This is a genomic window from Paenibacillus riograndensis SBR5 (assembly GCF_000981585.1).
Classification (GTDB): domain Bacteria; phylum Bacillota; class Bacilli; order Paenibacillales; family Paenibacillaceae; genus Paenibacillus_AQ; species Paenibacillus_AQ riograndensis.
The window spans coordinates 507,214-525,331 of the sequence record NZ_LN831776.1 but is presented as its reverse complement, the minus strand read 5'-3'; the positions used below and the strand labels follow the sequence as shown (position 1 = coordinate 525,331).

Genomic DNA, 18,118 nt, shown 5'->3' with positions numbered 1-18,118 from the left:
CTTGTGAGCGGGCCTATGAACTGCTGCCGCTCAGGTTCACGGCATCCGTGACCACGGACTCGCCGTCTATTCTCATAATCAGCGGCTGCTCAACATGGCTGGCCAGCACATTGCCGGTGAATTCCGCTGGCTGCACCTCGCCGCCCAGCGCGCTTTTGACCGCCAGATAAGGAAAATTAATTCCGGACAGGCAGGAGATATGCAGCCCCCCGGACATCCGGGGATTAATCTCCAGCAGCTTCGGAACCCCGCCGGTGTATTTCATTTGGATATTGTAATTGAAGGGAATGCGGTAAACCCCGGCCACCCGGGAAGCGATATCCTCCAGCTCCGGGATATGCTCCATCAGCCGCAGGCGCCCGCCCGCCTTGCGGCGCGGCACCGCCGCCAGCAGTCTGCCGTTCTCATCGGCCAGGCAATCAATGCTGTACTCAAAGCCTTCGAGAAGCTCCATCACCATCAGATTCGGAAAAGAATCCACGCTGGAGAGTATGCGGCGGGCTTCCTCAAAAGATATGTACGGCGTAACATGGCCAAAAAGATCCTGCAATGGATTGCGGTCATTATTAATAATACGGAAGCCCAGCCCGCCTTCGGTTTCGGTCGGCTTGAAGCAGACCTGATGTCCCCGTGCTGCAAGATCCTCGTAAGCCGCCTGGAATTGCTCCGCTGTGCTGACCACATGGTAATCCGGGATCGTCATGATTCCGGTTTCTTGGACACTCTCATAGAATTTGCCCTTGTCCATAATCTTCTCCAGCAGGTCCAGATCACGGCAGACCAGCACTTTCGTGCCTATGGCGTCAAACATAGAGGCATGTAAGGCAATATCCAGCATGTGCAGATGAGGGATAAAAATATCGATCTCATTGCTGCGGCAGAAGTCTACACAGAATTGCACATATTCAATTCCTTCAAGCGCAGGCTCCGTTCCGGCAACATCAGCGCCCTGCAGCGACATATGCCGGATATCCGGATGGGTGGCAAAGATTTGAACAGGGATACCATCCTCGTTATTGCGGATGAGGTTCATATAATGAAAAGCCACGGAAAACCAGCGGTTAAAATAGATGTTTACCTTTTTCATTGTGGCCCAACTCCTAGTGCTGCCAAATTATTATACACCCTCTGCACATATTCCATAATCTCATCCCCGGCAAATACACCGGCCTGCTTCGTAAAGGGATACGCTAATTTTACTAGACCTGCCTGCTGTTCGGCAAATATTTCTCCATGGCAAGGAGCGATTGCGTAATCGGCGCTTGCCAGCAGACTCTTGTCCAGCAGAGAGTCGCCTGACGCAACCATCGGCCCGGAATCGGCTGTGCGCCGCACATGGAGGATGGCATCGCTTTTGTTGACTGCCTCCGGAACCACGTACAGCTTGCGGCCCTGAAGCGAAAGCTTCCACCCCCATCCGTTCAGATGCTCCGCCAGCCGTGTAATTTCATCCATAGGCAGCAAATCACGGTGAACAACAAACGTGTAGAACAGCTCGTCGCAATACCGCTCACTGATGATCCATCCGGTCCGGACCACCGACCGTACCAGCCTTCCGGCTTCCTCAGCCGGAGCAGAGCCCCGTTCCACCAGTCTGCCTACAGCAGCGCGCCATTCCTGGTCCACAACACCGTTCACCAGAATATTTCCGCCGTTGCTGGTTATCGCATAATGAGGAATAACCGTCTCCTGGAACAGATTAATTCTTCTGTACTGAGCCATGGTACGTGTAGTAACCGGCATAAACACGATTTTTGCCGCAAGCTCCTTAAGAAGGTCCAGCGCATGCTGTGAAATATAGGAGACCGTCCTCCCGTCTACAACCTCTGCCGGGACAAGACCCGGAGAATCCCCGGGAACACCAATTGCACTCGGGGAGTAGATCAGGGTGCGGTCCAGATCGCTGGCGTAGATCATTCGCCCTCTCCCTTCAGCGGCTTGATAATCCCGCAGCAGGAATACGTAAGGCCAGGGAAAACCTCCACCGGAACGCCACGGTCCTCCGCCAGCAGCAGAATATGGCGCAGATTCGGATTATCCATAGTATCGACAAGAATTTTCCAGGGTACTCTGCGGAGCAGCACGCGGGTGGTCTCGCCGACCCCGGGCTTCACCAGATTAATGTCTGCTATGCCGAACGTTTCCTGAATCTTCTGAATATCACGCAGGCCCTGCCAGGTAATCTCAGGGGGAGATGCCAGCATTCCCGCTGCGATAGCCACAGCCTCTTCACTAACTGAAGGATAATACGGTGTAATGGCATCGATAAACACATTGGATAGATCTGTTTCCAGCCACTCCCTGTAGAATTTTGCCCCATGGAATTCATCAGGCCCGATGAGGTCGTCCCGCAGAACGGTGCGGCTCATCAGGCCGGACACCGTGGAGTTCAGACACGCGCTCGGAATCAGATAATCTTCCCGGGTGCCGAAGGTACCCGAGCAGTGGCCCGGATCGGCAAGCACTGCCAGATCATCGCTAAGCACAATACCATATTTCTTATACATGCTGCGGCAGGCTTCTATCAAGACCTGGCGGATAGCCCCTTTGCCGGTCCAGCCGTCGATGAATTGCAGCTTCGCATCCATTCCATGCTGCTGCAGCATATAGAGGATAGCGTTCTCATCGATGCCTTTGCCCCGGATAATCGATATGCTGTAATGAGGCAGCTCCACCCCGTAACGCGCAGAGATATAACGTTTGACCAGCACACCAATGGGAGTGCCGGCTCTCGCCAGAGATACCAGGACCGTACCTTCGGTTCCCCTCTGAGCTACAATCATTTCTGAGACCGCAGCGACCGCCAGTGCTACCTTCTCTGCCGATTGCTGAAGCGTCTCATGGAACAACTCAATATATTGAGCGGTCGGCTGATATTCAACAGGAAGCATTTCAGAATAATGCACACCGGACTGGATGGCTGCTTCCCGCTCTGTGGTCCCGCGCTCCAAATGCACATCACTGAGATCCTTAAGCAAAAAAGTGACATCAGACGGGGGATAGCTGCCTAGCGCCACAGGCGGGGCAATTTTTTTATTCATGATGTTATCCGGATCTGTTCCCTTCATCCGGTCAACCCTCCCTCTTCCGAATCAGAGGCCAGGACGACGAGATGCACCTTGCTCCCCGCCAGCCGTTTCAAAATATCCGTCATTGGATCAATCCTCCGGCGGGGCACGTCACGCTCAAGAAGCACAAAAATCTCATCATACTGGCCGGGTTCGACATTGTAGATATAATTGGTAATCCCCGGGTCCACTGCTGACGGATAGGCTGCCGCGCAGTGGACACCGTAATCGGAACGCCGATTGGGGTGGATCGGGCTGCGGGTAGAGGACTGGTACCTGACCCCTTCGCCCATCTCCGCCGCAATTCTCATCGGCAGATACATGAACTCGCCGACACCAAGCACGAGTGCAGTTCGCCCTTCACGCAGTCCGCGAAGCTGTGCGGCCGCCTGCGCAATTCCTTGATCCAACCGCTTGTTATCCTCTGACCCTAATCCGAACCGTCCGCTATGCTTCAGATAGGGCGACGGGTTAATCTCGCCAGAGGAATCAACGGAGGTCACATTCAGCCGTTCAAGACCATCCTGCACATAGGTGAGGATCACCGGGGCTTCAATGGCAACGGAAGGCTTTCCTCCAGTCTCCACCAGGCTCAGCTGAGGCGTACCTTTTACTTCAATCGTCCCCTGCAGCAGACTCAAAGCCCTGATGCGGATACCCAGCTCCTGCTCCAGATCACGGTAGGCCTGAATGTTGGCGCTGCTGCGCCAATCGAGAAGGGAGGCAACCACATATTCCTTGCGCGGGAACTTGGACTGGATGTCACGAATGGTATTGATCGCTGTATTGCCGGTAGTAATTTCATCATCTACCAATACAACAGGCTCTTCCCCGGACAGCAGCTCAGCATTCAGGGCATAGCATAAATGATCAACCGCATGGGAATGCTCTTCTTCAAAGCTGACCGCCGATACAAGCTCCGGTATGTCTTCACGGGTAGTATGAATATAGGATGCATCCTTGGCAAACATGTGGTACATGCTGTGGCCCAGGGCCGTTGCCGTCTCGGCAAAGCCGATGAACAGAACACGCTCCGGGAGCACCAGCCGGGCACCCAGCAGATCACGGTAAGCCGCCTCTGCATACTCCGGATGAATCAGTCCGTGAACGGCTTGATTTAGCAGCTTGTCCATCTGTCCGCCGTCCGCTGCCTCTCCGCCCATCTCTTGATAGAGCAGCAGTGCCAGCGCGGCACCGCTGAGCAGCGGAGTATACGGATGGACAGGGATGTGCTTTCCGAGCACTTTGCTGACAAAAAGAAAGGAGCGTTTCTTGTTAATCCGTGCCGCCATCGCGAACAAGGCATGGACCGGAATATGAAAAGGGTTGGAGGTTTCAGTAACCGTAACCTGCAGGTTCTCAACAATATTAAACGTGTGTATATTCGTTCTCGGGCAATAATCCGACAAAATGCTGTTGTTCATGTAACACCCCGTATATTTGAGATCGTAGTAAGACACGTTTCGCCCAGTTCAAATGGGGCTTAATTTCATTCATCTTGTTGTAATACTCGCTTTTGAACACACCACGGCTGCCGTCATTGCTCCCGACAATACTTAAGGCGTCCACATATTCCTCATGCATCACCGTATACATAGCCTGCACAGGTCTCAGGTGGGAGGGGTGAATGATCGTCTTGCCGACAATCCCGTTCTCCTTATCCAAAAGCACTTCACGAAAAAGCCCGTCCATTGCGCTGGTAATATAGTGATTGCGGATTTCGCGGCCCTGCTTGCCATAGGTGTCCTCAAAAGGAGTCTGCCGGAGCTGCGGGCGCAATACCCGGTGTCCCTTGTTAGCGAAATATTCCCATACCGGTCCCGAGATGACATAACCCTCATCCACCCGGCCGAACACATTGATAATATCGGAGATGCAGTCACGGATCGGTGTCAGATCATAAATGCTGATATCCGGACTGCGCCGCAGCCCGAACAGACTGGAGAAATCCGTTGCCCCGATGCGGACATTCAGTACATACTCACGATATTCATTCAACAAATCGCGGATACCCAGCAGCGTGTCGAGCCGGCTTTCCCGGTAGATGACCGGTGCACTCTCCAGGATCGGCATGCCGTACAGCACAGGAGCCGAATAGCTGCGGGAGCTGTTATAATCCGCTATCGACTCGAAGTATTCCACTCCGTTCTCCAAGGTGAATTTGGGAAATACAAAGCCGGTCAGCATGGTAATTAAGGTGCCCAGACGGAAAATCAGCTGCTGCAGCTGCTCCGGATTACGCACACGGACAAACAGCAGCGGGAGACTATTCCTTAAATCCGGCTCATTGTCAGCATAGGCCGAGAGGAACGCAAGATGTCTCACAATAGATTCCTCGGCAAAATCAACTTCACCGTCGCCAATGGCATCCTCCAGATCCATGATCACGGTTACCAATCCCGAAGACTTAAGCTTCAAAATATCTTCAGCGACACTGGGACGGGTAGCCGGCATATATAGGGCTGCTCCAACGGCATACGCCAGGAGCTCCTTATCCGTGGCAGGGTTAAATGAGACAGGCGGAGAGTAGAATAAGGACATTTCTTGTTCTTTGGTCAGGTAATCGAAGTATCTCAAGGCCTTTCCCCCTTATCGGTTCACGAAGAAGCGCTGCAAAAAAACGAATAACCTCTCCTTATAGAGAGCAGTAGAACCGGCTGCGCCGTCCTCTCGGGGACGGCATCCGGCTTTCTCAAATACAAGCAAAGGCCATGCTATTATCTATACGATTACCAGGCAGAGGAGATCCACCTTCCCTGTGGACGTCTCCCTTGCCTATAAAACTATACTGGAACCGGGACTGCCGCTTCAGTTAAACCTTACGGTTAGCCTCTCTTTTTTTCTTGCCGGAGCTGTACAAAATTGTTCCTACAAAGACCGCAATCAGAATCGTGAAGAACACCACATGCGGCATTTCATAGCCAAAGGCTCCAGCCAGCATCTTGCCGGCAATTATAGCGATCAGCAGAAACGCCGTCTGCTCCAGTTCAGGGAATCTGGCAATGAGCTTCAGGAACAGCTGAGCCACACCGCGCATCATCAATACACCGAGTATACCGCCCAGGAAAAGTACCCAGACTTCATTGCTAAGACCAAATGCAGCAATGACACTATCGATACTGAACGCAATATCCATTAATTCAACCAAGAGTACAGTCTTCCAGAAAGAGGCGCCTCTGTTCTTCGTCTCGCCTTCCTCGCCACCGCCTTTAAATAATCCTTTGTAGGCAATATAGAAGAGGTACAGCGCGCCTGCAACCTTAACCTCCCAGAATCCAATCAGATAGGTCCCGAGGCCAATAGCCAGGAATCTGAATAAATACGCACCCAGAATCCCGTAGAACAACGCCTTCTTTTGCTGCTCTTTGGGTAAATGCTTAACCATAACCGCCAGTACGAGTGCATTGTCTGCGGAGAGCAGGCCTTCCAGCAGCACCAGACTCCCAATGATTCCCCAGCTTACAGGGTCAGAGAGGGTGCCTACAATATCGCTCCACGAGAAGAAGTGCCCGTAGTTGTCACTTATACTCCTAAAAAAATCGCTGAACCAGTCCATTCCATCTTGCCTCCGGTAAAATAGTTTATTTACTGCCTGCTACCCAGTGCAGGCCCCATCCATATGCCTGGTCCATTTCGCGATGCCCGCTGAAATATTGCACGAGCCTTTCAATACTGAACGTTTCATTCCCGACATTCTGAACCATGGCTATGGCGCACATGCCCTTCCGGTTGTTATGCTCGTCCAAATGGACAATAATATCCGGCCCGCCGCCTTGAGTTATGGTAACTACACCATCTGCCTCGGACCAATGGGTAACACCTTTGTAGATAAAAGCAAAAATTAAAATTCTTTGGATTTCCGCAACCTTACTCCCGTTTATACGCAAGTTTTCTCCAGAGGTTACGGAGCCTGTCCGGTCATCTCCATCCAGCATCACAAAGGGCGGCTGCTGAAAATGGCCAAAGGCATTGCCAAGCGCCTGCACAACGCCCTTTTGGCCATTTTTGAGTTCATAGAGACAGGCAAGGTCCAGATCCACGCCGCCCTTGCGGCTGAACAGCCCGCCGCCCTGCTTCTGATTCCAGTTAAGGTTGACCAACACTTCACCCAGACCGGCGGCGGATTTCTTCAAGTTAATCGAATCGCCTTTTTTCTTCAGCTCAATCTTCTTCAGGTTAAGATTCAGCGGCGCAGAGGAAGAACTCTCCTGCCGCCCGGAAGGAGGCGCAGCCGATCCAGCCGGCGGCTGGATCACCGGTATCACCGGTGCCTCTGTTTGCGCCCCCTTCCGTTCTGCCATTTCCGTCTTAGGTGAAGCCGGGGGCGGCTCCTCTGATACCTCGATTCCATAGTTGCTGCAGAGCGCCTGCAGCCCGCCGTCAAAACCCGCCACAATGGCGCTGAACTTCCATTCACCGCTGTATCTATATAATTCTCCTACTACGACAGCCGTTTCTACGGAGAATTGACTTCCAAGATTACATCGCAGGATTTCCGAGCCTGTCGCCTGATTCAGAATCCGGCAATGAGCTTCACTCATTTGCCCGAAGCTTTGCTTGCGGTTGTCGCCGTCATAAAGTGTAAGCGTAAGTGCGATTCTCATGATGTCCGGGGGAATCTTGTCCAGTTCGATTTCGAACTGCCTGAGGCCCCCTGAAGCCTGGCCCGGCACGTCCTTATACCGGATATAGGATGTAGACGGATTATTATAAAAGATCAGGTCATTATCCCCGCGCACCTTGCCCTCAGAACCGAGCAGGAACGCAGAGGCGTCAATTTCCATCGAAGAAGGGGCATGCCAGGCGATCTCTGCAATCATGCGTTGGAGTCCCGGATTGCCTTTGGTCAGGTCTGCTTTCTGCCCTTTAACCACTTGAGTGCTCATTTTTACGCCACCTTTTGAGAAGCATAAATCTTCTAATATTTATAAAAAGGGCAGGATCGCTAAGATCCCGCCTTTGAAGCTACTATTGCGCGTCAAGTCCGTAGTTCCTGCACAAGGCACTAAGGCCGCCGGCAAACCCGCTTCCCACCGCCTGGAACTTCCAATCCGCACCGTGGCGGTAGAATTCACAGAATACAACGGCCGTTTCTGTTGAGAAATCCTCGCCCAGGTCAAACCGCAGAATCTCACGGTCACTGGAAGCATCCACGACACGCACAAATGCATTGGAGACTTGTCCAAAGTTCTGGACCCTTGCCTCATAATCATAAATGGTTACTGTAATGCCGATACGCTGAATATTTGCGGGAACCTTGCTGAAGTCCACAAGGATCTGCTCGTCATCCCCATCGCCTTCCCCTGTACGGTTATCCCCCGTATGGGTTACAGATCCGGAGCCGCCGGAAGGATTATTATAAAAGACGAAATCATCCTCACCTTTGGCTTTGCCATCCTCATGGAGCAGAAATGCCGAGGCATCCAAGTCAAAATCCTTGCCGCCGCTATATTTGTTCGTATCCCAGCCGAGTCCCACTACTACCTTCGTCAGACCCGGATTGGTCTTGGTAAGATCAATCCGCTGTCCTTTGGAAAGACTGATCGTCACTGGTAACAACCTTCTTTCGTGAATAATTTCATTTATCGGAAGCCGCAGGCTTTATTGCAGCCCGTAATCGCGGGTCAAGCCGGCAAGACCGTCCTTGTAGCCGCTGCCGATGGCATTGAATTTCCATTCTGCACCGTTGCGGTACAGCTCGCCTACCACTACGCCGGTTTCAATGGAGAAGTCTTCACCCAGGTCAAACCGGATCAATTCTTCGCTGTTCGCATCATTTACAATACGCACATAAGAGCGGGAGACTTGTCCAAAGTTCTGGCTTCTGGCCTCAGCTTCATAGATCGTAATGGTAAATGCTACTTTCTCAACATCTGCCGGAATGTTCAGCAGATCCACTTGAATTTGCTCATCGTCCCCTTCACCTTCACCTGTGCGGTTGTCACCGGTGTGTATAACGGAACCGTTCTCGTTCTGCTTGTTGTTGAAGAAAATGAAGTTGCTCTCTTTATCGACTTTACCGCTGGCATTGGTCAAAAAGACGGAAACGTCCAAGTCGAAATCTTTACCGCCGTCGTATTTATTGGTATCCCAGCCGAGACCGACTGTGATTTTGGACAGACCCGGATTTGTTTTGGTCAGATCGATTTTTTGCCCTTTGGATAAATTAATCGCCATGAATAGAAACCTCTTTTCTTATATTGGAATTAGATGTAGCGTTCAGCCAATTGGTTGATATGTGCTGCGTGTGCTCCCTCACCGATGGCGGCAAACTTCCATTCTTCGCCATGTCGGTAGAGCTCACCGCAGATCAATGCAGTAAAACCTGTGTAATTGTCCGTCAGGTTGAACTTGACCAGTTCACTGTTGCCTGACGCGTTCACAATCCGGATGTACGCCGATTTAATCATCCCGAAGTCCTGCTTGCGGTTCACGGCATCATAGATATTGACTACGACCAAAACCTTGTGCACATCGGCAGGAATCGCCTTCAGATTCACCTTAATCTGCTCGTCGTCCCCGTCTCCCTCGCCTGTCAGGTTATCCCCGGAATGGACAACGGAGCTGTTCGCATTCTGCTTGTTGTGGAAGCAGACCAGGTTCAGCTTGTTGGTCAGCTTGCCATTTTCGCTCAAGAGCAGCGCCGATGCATCGCAGTCGATGTTTGCCTGCTTCTTGACACCGAAGAATCCGCGTGCCGGCTCAGCGGGGTCCCAGCCAAGCCCTACAATGACATTGGACAGCCCGGCATTTCCTTTTGTTAAATCAATCTTTTGACCTTTTACCAAATTAATACCAGCCAAATTTACGTACCTCCGTTTCGAAAAGAATCGCAGCTAAAAATCTAACTTGTGGGTGTTATACCAGTGATACGACACAGAAGCAATTACGTTTCATCCGTTTCCCGGTAAATTTCAATCTGGTGTTACAGGCTGAATTCGCCTGGACTGAGTCCCAGCACGCTGCAAATATTCCGTACCACTGCTTTTTCCTGCTCGTCAAAATCGCCGTCAGCCGCACCGATAGCAGAACATACGCCTACAATAACACGTCCGATTTCCGGTTTGTTGCTAAACTTGGCAATGGATTTCAACGCTTCCTGTTTGCCGATCTCCGGAGAAAATTCGAAATTGCTGACGTAGAAATTGAATTGGGCAATGACATCTCTCATGTCAAAAACCTTCAATTCGTTGCTGAGATTCATGTACCCGGCCATTTTGTTTTTTTCGCTTTCCTCAATTTTGCCGTCGGCTGCGGCAACCAGGGCGCAGCCCGCGACAACAGCGTTCATGAAGTCTTTATTTTTGAACTTTTTCACCTGTTCAGTCAGTCCGTTTTTTGTGGTGTTCAACCAATTTTTAAATGTGCTCATCGTATTCTCCTTCTATCATTGTAAGTTATGATAAACAAAAGATATCCCCGAGCCTCCTCTCAGCCGTTTCGACAAATATTTACTTAATGTTCCAACTCGTAACCCTTCCCCCTCTAATATAACCGATTAATCGCCAAGATTCTACTTTGCCAGGATTTCACAACACCTTGGATAAAAAAGCCCGTGTACGCTCATGCGACGGATGGCTGAACAATTGCTCGGGATGTCCCTCCTCGACAACTGCCCCCTGCTCCATAAACAGCACCCGGTCCCCCACTTCGCGGGCAAATCCCATCTCATGGGTAACTACTACCATAGTCATCCCTTCACGGGCCAGTTCCTTCATTACCGCAAGCACCTCACCGACCATTTCCGGATCAAGCGCAGAGGTAGGCTCATCAAACAGCATGATCTTTGGCTCCATCGCCAGCGCACGGGCAATGGCCACCCGCTGGGCTTGACCGCCGGAGAGCGAGGCCGGATACGCTTCGGCTTTTTCGCTTAAACCGACCTTATCCAGCAGCTCCAGCGCCTTCCGGCGCGCTTGCTCCGCCGGCCACTTGCGGACCCGGACCGGGGCGAGCATGATGTTCTCGATCACTTTTTTGTGGGGGAACAGATTGAACTGCTGAAAAACCATGCCAAGCTCTGTGCGGATATCGTTAATCCTGGTGCTTTTGGCCATCAGGGATGTGCCTTCAATCATGATGTCGCCCTCTTGCGGCTGCTCCAGAAGATTCAGGCAGCGCAGAAAGGTTGATTTGCCCGAACCCGAAGGTCCGATCACCACCACAACCTCCCTGGCGTGAATATCGACGTTAATATCGGTCAGTACCTTATGCGCTCCAAATGATTTATGCAGATGCCGAACTGAGATCATAGGCTCCATGTGCGGTTACACCTTCCGTTCAATATAATTAAGCAGCTTGCTAAGCGAATATGTAAGAATGAAATAAATGAGTGCAGCGGTCAAATACGGTTCCCATATCCGCAAGTACTGGCCTTTCATCGTGTTGCTCCAGTACATAATCTCCGGGGCGGCAATCAGCGCGAGCAGCGAGGAGTCTTTTACCAGAACGATAAATTCATTGCCGAACGCAGGCACCATCCGTTTAACCGCCTGCGGCAGAATGATAAACCGCATCGCCTGAGCTCTGGTCATCCCCAGTGACACCGCTGCCTCCCGCTGCCCCGGGTCAATCGACTGGATACCCGCCCGGAAGATCTCGGCTGAATAGGCCGCTGAGTTCAGAGAGAGCGCGACAAACGAGGTCATCAGAACATTAGTGCTGCCGTAAAAGGCGGGGATCACCCCGAAGTGGACAATCAAAATCTGCACATACAAGGGAGTCCCGCGAAAAAAGTTGATGTAACAATGAAACGGCCAGCGGAAGTACGCTTTTGGAGCCATTTTGCCAAAGCCGATACCCAGCCCCAGGATGGAGCCCAAGATAATCGAGACGATAGATACACCGATTGTAAAGGCCGTACCCCTGAGCAATACCGGCAGATAATGAGCTATGATGTCAAACCTGATATCCATAGAACTCTTCCCTTCTCTTCTGCTTGTTTCTGTCTCTCTATTTCATAAAAAGAAGCATGCGCAATAGCAATCATTACGCATGCTCAGTTATTCCTGCGCTTACTCCGCGTTCAAAAGGGTCTGGGTATCCGGCTCTTCACCGAACCAGGTTTTGTAGATTTCGGCATATTTGCCGTTCTCGATAATTTTTTTGATCGCCGGGTCCAGCTTGGCCTTCCATTCACTGCCCTTCGGATACAGGATGCCGTAATATTCCGAACCAAAGTTCTCTTTGTCGATGATCCCCGTCAGCTTCTCATTCGGGTTGTTCTTGATGTATTCATTCACGATGGCGATATCCGCAACCACCGCATCCGCTCCACCGCTGTTCAGCTCCATCAGGGCCACCGCGTTGCTGTCAAAACGCTTCAGGTTGCCGTTGTCCACCCCCATAATTCCGCTCATCAAATCATCCGCCGTAGTCGCCGCCTGCACGGCAACCTTCTTGTCCTTCAGGTCAAGCGCATTCTTGATATCGCTGCCTTCCTTAACCATGATCATGTTAGTGGATTCAAAATAAGGAATGGAATAATCATAAGTCTCCTTACGTTCATCTGTAATGGACACCGAAGATAACCCGGCCTGGTATTCCGTGCCCTGCTTCACGCTGGACAGCATGGTGTCCCAGCCTGTGTTCGTAACCGTGTAATCGATACCCGCTTCTTCCATAACCGCCTTTATGAAATCAATGTCGAAGCCCTTAATCTTATCGGTATCCATATACTCCATCGGCGCATAGCTCGCGTCACTGGCGAACTTGATCGTCTCCCCGCCAGCGCTGCCGCTACCCGACTTATTGCCGGAGCCGCAGCCTGCTATTGCAAGCACCAATAATGCCACAAAAGCTGACATCGCCCATTTCTTTTTCATCCCCATTTCCAATCCCCCTACTGATTTGTAAGATAACTTAAGGAGATTTTATCAGATTAAAGTGGTGATGACAATTAACTTTTCGTATTTATGTTATATTATATAACATATTATTGCTGGATTGTAACATTTGCTGTTTTACCCCTTCCTGAAGAACCCTGTATGAATCGTTCGGCAACCCCAAGCGGAGAAAGAGTCACTTATTTGTTTGAACCCCCCTCGAATTTGGCGAAGCCAAATTGAGGGCTCTTCTCCGAAATTTCATCGGCTGAAGTGCCGCGAATGATCGGCATGAATGTCTATTGCATTCTCTGCAGCAGAATGAGATTCAACGCAGAATCAGAAGTATTCTGTTGCACAAAGTGCAGTCATGCAGAGAATCCACTTGTAGTTCTCCTGCACCGCCTATATCATCTGAAGTTTTCAAGATATCCGCATGTTCTTGCATGGCCCCATTTCCCAAATGACAAAAAAGACACCGCCGGAAGATAGTTATCTTCCCGGTCGGTGCCTTTGCTTATGCTGCGGTTCCCAAATGGGTTCTAATGGTCTTGCCGCTTGCTTATGCTTAAAACGTTAAATCTCCGTCATATGATGCGATCATCCGGTACAGCTCCGGCCGCCGGTCGCGGAAGATTCCCCACTCAATCCGGCCAACCTCCAGCGCGTCAAGATCGAATTCGCTGACCAGTACAGCCTGCTCATCCCGCCCGGCTTCAACGATCTTGTTGCCCTGCGGGCCAGCGATAAATGAAGAGCCGTAAAAGTTAATACTGGAGTCCTCATCCGTTTCTTCTCCGATCCGGTTCGAGGCTACAACAGGAATCAGATTCGCCGCAGCATGCCCCAGCATGCAAGTCTGCCAGTGGTCTTTAGAATCAATCGAGCCGTCCTGCGGCTCGGAGCCAATGGCCGTAGGGTAGAACAAAATTTCCGCACCCATCAGGCTCATTACCCGCGCTGCCTCCGGATACCATTGATCCCAGCAGACGCCTACGCCGATTTTGGCATACCGGGTGTTCCACACCTTAAATCCGGTATCCCCGGGATTGAAGTAGAACTTCTCCTCATAGCCAGGGCCATCCGGGATATGGCTTTTACGGTACTTGCCCAGCACTGTGCCATCCGCATCAATCACGGCCAAGGAGTTGTAACGGGCATAGTTTTTCTTTTCATAAAAGCTGATCGGCAGCACCACTTGCAGCTCCTTAGCGATAGCTTGGAAGTGGTTCACCGCTTTGTTGTGCTCAAGCTCGGTGGCATAAGCATAGTAATCGGATTTCTCCTTTTGGCAGAAATATGGGGTTTCAAACAGCTCCTGCAGCAGAATAATCTGCGCACCTTGGGCTGCAGCTTCTCTAACCAGTGTTTCCGCCTTGCGGATATTCTCATCAATGTCGCCTGAACAGCTCATTTGCGTCGCGGCTACTTTTACGTTTCTCACAGTTCTGTCCTCCTTGCATTAATAAGATGATCTCCCGGCAGGCATCTGCTGGGTGGTGCAGTGTACATTGCCGCCTTCACCAATCACGGCCATTCCGTTCACTGTACGGATTCTGCGGTCCGGGAACAGTGCAGCAAGCTTCTCTTCGGCAAGCGCATCCGTCTCAGCAGCGGAGCCTCCGAACACCGGCAGGATAATCCCGCCGTTTACAAAATAAAAGTTCAAATAGCTGAGCGTCAGACGGCTGCCGTCATAGTCGGTACGAGGCGGCTGCTGGATGGTGACGATCTCCAGCTTCCGGCCTTTGGCATCCACGGCATTCTCCAGAATACGCAGATTCTCCCGCGTAATCTCATAATTCTCGTCCTGCGGATCATCGCAGACCTGGATGACTACCTTCCCAGGTGCAGCGAAGCAGGCAATATTGTCAACATGACCGTCCGTTTCATCCCCGCTTAGGCCGCGCTTCAACCAGATGATGGTCTCTGTGCCTGTATACTTCCGCACGTATTCTTCGATTTCTTCCCGGTCCAGCTCCGGGTTGCGGTTTTTGTTCAGCAGACATTCCTCGGTCGTAATGAGCGTTCCCTCACCGTCTGTATGGATGGAGCCGCCTTCCATAACCAGCGGAGCATCGTAACGGGTAACCTGGACCTGCTCCAGAATCTGCGGAGCCACCTCATCATCAAGATCCCAAGGCGAATATTTGCCGCCCCAGGCATTGAATTTCCAGTTCACGCCTGCAAGAGCGCCATCCGCACCCTTTACAAAAGTCGGGCCGTTGTCACGCAGCCAGGCATCATTATGCCGGATCGGCAGCAATGTAACGTTGTCTCCCAGAGCCAGCTTCTCTATCTGCTCGAGCTCTTCGGGATTAACTATCACGGTTACCGGCTCGAACTCGGCAATGGCCCGGATAATCTCGGCATAGCCGGCGCTCACCGCTGCATAATTATCCGGAAATATCATGGAAGCCTGGACTGGCCAGGAAATAAATGTGCGTTCATGTTCGCCCCATTCCGGCGGCATTGTATAGTTTAAATCTTTGGGATACATTCTTATAATTACCTCTGCTATTCATATTTGGAGCGGGAAAGCCGTCCCCTGAAAGCTCCTTACCCATCATACAATAATATGGAGGTGCGCTCAATTGCCGGACAAGCAAAATCCCCCTGGGAAAATCAAGGGGGATTAGGGCCAGGCTATATTTTACAGCCGAATCTGCTTCACTATCTTTCCGGCAAAATCCTTGATGATGAATTCTCCATTCTCCAGGATCGCGTAAGAGTTGGGATTGTTCTCTTTTGGCAGCGAGATCGAGCCGGGATTCAGCACCGTGATACCTTCTTTGACATCAGCCACCGGGAGATGGGTGTGCCCTTGGATGAAAACATCGCCCGGCGCAAGCGGGGGCAGATTATCGATGCTGAAGCCATGCCCGTGGGTGGCATAGATCTTCCGGCCTTCATGAAGGATCAGCACATAGTCGCCCATCATCGGGAACTGCAGCAGCATCTGATCGACCTCGGCGTCACAGTTGCCGCGCACGGCCACCAGCGATTTGTCGTAGGCATTCAGCCTGGCGGCGACTCCCTGGGGATCATAACCATCCGGCAGCGGATTCCTTGGCCCGTGGTACAGGAAGTCGCCCAGCACAACAAGCGTATGCGGCTGCTCCTCCTCCGCCTTTGCCAAAGCCTGCTCCAGCCAATACAGCGATCCGTGGATATCCGAAATGAACATCAGTTTCATGATCCATTCTCCTTTTATATGAACTATGTATCTATTTATCTTAACCTGCAAAGGACCGGAAACGCAAAGCGGACGCCCCGCAGGGCGTCCTGAATCACAGGTTCTTATCCAGCATGACTTAAGGCAGATTCGAAGAACCCGTGAGGAACCGGTCCACTTCCCGTGCAGCCTGCCGCCCTTCGTTAATCGCCCATACCACAAGGCTCTGGCCGCGCCGGATATCCCCTGCGGCAAACACGCCTTCCACATTTGTCGCCTGCGCTCCGAACTCTGCCTTGGCGTTGGAGCGCTCGTCACGCTCCACTCCAAGCTGGCCTAGCACTGTCTCTTCCGGTCCGGTGAATCCCAGAGCGAGCAGTACAAGCTGCGCTTTGATGACTTCTTCACTGCCCGGAACCTCAACCGGCACCATCCGGCCCTGCTCATTCCGGCTCCATTCAATGCGCACAGTATGCAGCTCCTGCACATGTCCGCCATCGTCTCCCACAAAACGTTTCGTGTTCACCAGATACCGGCGCGGATCTTCGTGATACAGCGAAGCCGCTTCCTGCTGGCCGTAGTCAACCTTCAGCACTTTCGGCCATTCTGGCCAAGGGTTGCCCGCCTGGCGGGTAAGCGGAGACTGCGGCATAATCTCCAGCTGGATCACACTGCGGCAGCCGTGGCGGATGGAAGTCGCCACACAGTCCGTGCCTGTATCCCCGCCGCCAATGACGACCACATCTTTGCCGGCCGCCGAGATGTATTCGCCGTCAGCAAGACCCGAGTCGAGCAGGCTCTTCGTATTCAGCGTCAGGAACTCCATCGCCTGATGAATGCCCCGCAGCCCGCGACCTTCCAGCGCCAGATCACGCGCCTGCGTGGAGCCGCCGCAGAGCACCACTGCATCATGCTCCTCCTTCAGCTGCGATGCGGGAATATCTCTGCCGATTTCGGTACGGGTAACAAAGGTAATGCCTTCTGCCGCCAGCAGATCCACGCGGCGCTGTACAGTCTTTTTGTCGAGCTTCATGTTCGGGATTCCGTATGTCAACAGGCCGCCGATGCGGTCCGCACGTTCATATACGGTTACACTGTGTCCGGCCTTGTTCAACTGCGCGGCGCAAGCAAGGCCTGCCGGGCCGGAGCCGACGATGGCGACCTTTTTGCCCGTACGGGTGAGCGGCGGCTGGGGAACGATCCAGCCTTCCTCAAAACCTCTGTCCACTATGGCTTTTTCAATCGATTTGATGGTGACCGGCTTGCCGTTCATTCCCACGGTACATGCGCCTTCACAAGGCGCAGGACAGACACGTCCGGTAAACTCCGGAAAGTTATTCGTCTTGTGCAGCCGTTTCAGGGCTACCTCCCAGTTGCCGCGGTAAACCATATCATTCCATTCCGGAATAAGATTATGCAGCGGACAGCCGGAAGCCATCCCCGAGAGCAGACGTCCTACATGGCAGAACGGCGTACCGCAATCCATGCAGCGCGCTCCCTGCTCCCTCAGCTTCTCCTCATCCATCGGCTGTGCAAATTCATTCCAGTTCTTAATCCGTTCCAAAGGCTCGCACTCCGCAGGAGTCTGCCGCTGATATTCGAGAAATCCTGTTGCTTTACCCATACCTGTCATCCTCCGAGTCTCTCTGATTGGCCGCCGTATATTTAAGGGCGGCATTCTTGCCCCATCCGGCTCCAAAAAGACAGTACTCTCTGTCACCGATAGATCATTTGTCACTGTAAAGCAGCAAAGCAAAAAGCTGTGAGAAGGCGGGTTGCCGCCTGAAATGCCTTCATATTATCATCTATCCTCTACAGCCTAAATGAGTAATGTCACATTTTTTAAATAAAATTCCGGGGATGGGTAAAGCGATTATAATACGCTATTTTTCCTTGGCTGCATGATGTATAAAGTTGTATCACACTCAGCAGAATCACGGTTACCGGGAACACGATCCAATTGACATCCCAACTCCCAAAAACAAACCTGCTGATCAGGAAAATGACAACGGGCAGCGGCCGGATAATGGCTTCAGCGCTGCCCATCATGG

General features: G+C 52.0%; 19 protein-coding genes. All 19 read right to left on the bottom strand.

Features of this window, described 5'->3' with window-relative positions; translation table 11 throughout:
• Positions 1-13: 13 nt before the first annotated feature.
• On the bottom strand, positions 14-1,087 hold the full coding sequence (locus PRIO_RS02355) for an ATP-grasp domain-containing protein (protein ID WP_020430840.1): 1,074 nt from the start codon (positions 1,085-1,087) through the stop codon (positions 14-16).
• Positions 1,084-1,917 (bottom strand): HAD family hydrolase, encoded by an 834-nt coding sequence (locus PRIO_RS02350; protein ID WP_020430841.1) that lies wholly within the window; start codon positions 1,915-1,917, stop codon positions 1,084-1,086. The genes PRIO_RS02355 and PRIO_RS02350 overlap by 4 nt, the downstream gene beginning before the upstream one ends.
• Positions 1,914-3,068 carry a cysteine protease StiP family protein gene (locus tag PRIO_RS02345; protein ID WP_020430842.1) on the bottom strand — a complete coding sequence of 385 codons (1,155 nt, stop codon included), beginning with the start codon at positions 3,066-3,068 and terminating at the stop codon, positions 1,914-1,916. The genes PRIO_RS02350 and PRIO_RS02345 overlap by 4 nt, the downstream gene beginning before the upstream one ends.
• Complete coding sequence (locus PRIO_RS02340) at positions 3,065-4,360, bottom strand: phosphoribosyltransferase family protein (RefSeq protein ID WP_039790248.1); 1,296 nt, start codon at positions 4,358-4,360, stop codon at positions 3,065-3,067. The genes PRIO_RS02345 and PRIO_RS02340 overlap by 4 nt, the downstream gene beginning before the upstream one ends.
• A 76-nt stretch (positions 4,361-4,436) precedes the next feature.
• Positions 4,437-5,645 carry an HpcH/HpaI aldolase/citrate lyase family protein gene (locus PRIO_RS02335; RefSeq protein WP_020430844.1) on the bottom strand — a complete coding sequence of 403 codons (1,209 nt, stop codon included), beginning with the start codon at positions 5,643-5,645 and terminating at the stop codon, positions 4,437-4,439.
• Between the two features lie 235 nt (positions 5,646-5,880).
• Positions 5,881-6,624 (bottom strand): TerC family protein, encoded by a 744-nt coding sequence (locus tag PRIO_RS02330; RefSeq protein WP_020430845.1) that lies wholly within the window; start codon positions 6,622-6,624, stop codon positions 5,881-5,883.
• 25 nt (positions 6,625-6,649) lie between these two features.
• Complete coding sequence (locus tag PRIO_RS02325; RefSeq protein ID WP_020430846.1) at positions 6,650-7,954, bottom strand: TerD family protein; 1,305 nt, start codon at positions 7,952-7,954, stop codon at positions 6,650-6,652.
• An 82-nt stretch (positions 7,955-8,036) separates the two neighbouring features.
• Positions 8,037-8,618, bottom strand: a complete 582-nt coding sequence (locus PRIO_RS02320) for a TerD family protein (protein ID WP_020430847.1) — start codon at positions 8,616-8,618, stop codon at positions 8,037-8,039.
• Between the two features lie 51 nt (positions 8,619-8,669).
• On the bottom strand, positions 8,670-9,245 hold the full coding sequence (locus PRIO_RS02315) for a TerD family protein (protein ID WP_020430848.1): 576 nt from the start codon (positions 9,243-9,245) through the stop codon (positions 8,670-8,672).
• Between the two features lie 29 nt (positions 9,246-9,274).
• Complete coding sequence (locus PRIO_RS02310) at positions 9,275-9,871, bottom strand: TerD family protein (RefSeq protein ID WP_020430849.1); 597 nt, start codon at positions 9,869-9,871, stop codon at positions 9,275-9,277.
• Positions 9,872-9,993: 122 nt separating this feature from the next.
• Positions 9,994-10,440, bottom strand: a complete 447-nt coding sequence (locus PRIO_RS02305; protein WP_020430850.1) for a tellurite resistance TerB family protein — start codon at positions 10,438-10,440, stop codon at positions 9,994-9,996.
• Positions 10,441-10,597: 157 nt separating this feature from the next.
• Positions 10,598-11,320, bottom strand: coding sequence for an amino acid ABC transporter ATP-binding protein (locus PRIO_RS02300; RefSeq protein WP_039790254.1), 723 nt, complete (start codon positions 11,318-11,320; stop codon positions 10,598-10,600).
• 15 nt (positions 11,321-11,335) lie between these two features.
• On the bottom strand, positions 11,336-11,983 hold the full coding sequence (locus tag PRIO_RS02295; RefSeq protein WP_020430852.1) for an amino acid ABC transporter permease: 648 nt from the start codon (positions 11,981-11,983) through the stop codon (positions 11,336-11,338).
• Positions 11,984-12,082: 99 nt separating this feature from the next.
• The gene (locus PRIO_RS02290; RefSeq protein WP_020430853.1) at positions 12,083-12,898 is read right to left on the bottom strand and encodes a transporter substrate-binding domain-containing protein; all 816 of its coding nucleotides are present in this window, start codon (positions 12,896-12,898) and stop codon (positions 12,083-12,085) included.
• A 562-nt stretch (positions 12,899-13,460) separates the two neighbouring features.
• Entirely contained in the window at positions 13,461-14,336 is an 876-nt protein-coding gene (gene aguB / locus PRIO_RS02285) for an N-carbamoylputrescine amidase (protein ID WP_046501024.1), read from the bottom strand.
• A gap of 18 nt (positions 14,337-14,354) precedes the next feature.
• Positions 14,355-15,392: an agmatine deiminase family protein gene (locus PRIO_RS02280; RefSeq protein WP_020430856.1), complete on the bottom strand. Its 1,038-nt coding sequence runs from the start codon at positions 15,390-15,392 to the stop codon at positions 14,355-14,357.
• Between the two features lie 153 nt (positions 15,393-15,545).
• Positions 15,546-16,088, bottom strand: coding sequence for a phosphodiesterase (gene yfcE, locus PRIO_RS02275; protein WP_020430857.1), 543 nt, complete (start codon positions 16,086-16,088; stop codon positions 15,546-15,548).
• 118 nt (positions 16,089-16,206) lie between these two features.
• On the bottom strand, positions 16,207-17,691 hold the full coding sequence (locus PRIO_RS02270; protein WP_020430858.1) for a glutamate synthase subunit beta: 1,485 nt from the start codon (positions 17,689-17,691) through the stop codon (positions 16,207-16,209).
• 218 nt (positions 17,692-17,909) lie between these two features.
• Entirely contained in the window at positions 17,910-18,116 is a 207-nt protein-coding gene (locus tag PRIO_RS36360; RefSeq protein WP_020430859.1) for a hypothetical protein, read from the bottom strand.
• Between the last annotated feature and the right edge of the window lie 2 nt (positions 18,117-18,118).

Coding starts and splice junctions, on each gene's coding strand:
- PRIO_RS02270 (WP_020430858.1), bottom strand. CDS start 17,691: ATGGGTAAAGCAACAGGATTTCTCGAATATCAGCGGCAGACTCCTGCG.
- PRIO_RS02295 (WP_020430852.1), bottom strand. CDS start 11,983: ATGGATATCAGGTTTGACATCATAGCTCATTATCTGCCGGTATTGCTC.
- PRIO_RS02305 (WP_020430850.1), bottom strand. CDS start 10,440: ATGAGCACATTTAAAAATTGGTTGAACACCACAAAAAACGGACTGACT.
- PRIO_RS36360 (WP_020430859.1), bottom strand. CDS start 18,116: ATGATGGGCAGCGCTGAAGCCATTATCCGGCCGCTGCCCGTTGTCATT.
- PRIO_RS02340 (WP_039790248.1), bottom strand. CDS start 4,360: ATGGCGGCACGGATTAACAAGAAACGCTCCTTTCTTTTTGTCAGCAAA.
- PRIO_RS02300 (WP_039790254.1), bottom strand. CDS start 11,320: ATGATCTCAGTTCGGCATCTGCATAAATCATTTGGAGCGCATAAGGTA.
- PRIO_RS02325 (WP_020430846.1), bottom strand. CDS start 7,954: ATGAGCACTCAAGTGGTTAAAGGGCAGAAAGCAGACCTGACCAAAGGC.
- PRIO_RS02290 (WP_020430853.1), bottom strand. CDS start 12,898: ATGGGGATGAAAAAGAAATGGGCGATGTCAGCTTTTGTGGCATTATTG.
- yfcE (WP_020430857.1), bottom strand. CDS start 16,088: ATGAAACTGATGTTCATTTCGGATATCCACGGATCGCTGTATTGGCTG.
- PRIO_RS02280 (WP_020430856.1), bottom strand. CDS start 15,392: ATGTATCCCAAAGATTTAAACTATACAATGCCGCCGGAATGGGGCGAA.
- PRIO_RS02355 (WP_020430840.1), bottom strand. CDS start 1,087: ATGAAAAAGGTAAACATCTATTTTAACCGCTGGTTTTCCGTGGCTTTT.
- PRIO_RS02345 (WP_020430842.1), bottom strand. CDS start 3,068: ATGAAGGGAACAGATCCGGATAACATCATGAATAAAAAAATTGCCCCG.
- PRIO_RS02350 (WP_020430841.1), bottom strand. CDS start 1,917: ATGATCTACGCCAGCGATCTGGACCGCACCCTGATCTACTCCCCGAGT.
- PRIO_RS02330 (WP_020430845.1), bottom strand. CDS start 6,624: ATGGACTGGTTCAGCGATTTTTTTAGGAGTATAAGTGACAACTACGGG.
- PRIO_RS02315 (WP_020430848.1), bottom strand. CDS start 9,245: ATGGCGATTAATTTATCCAAAGGGCAAAAAATCGATCTGACCAAAACA.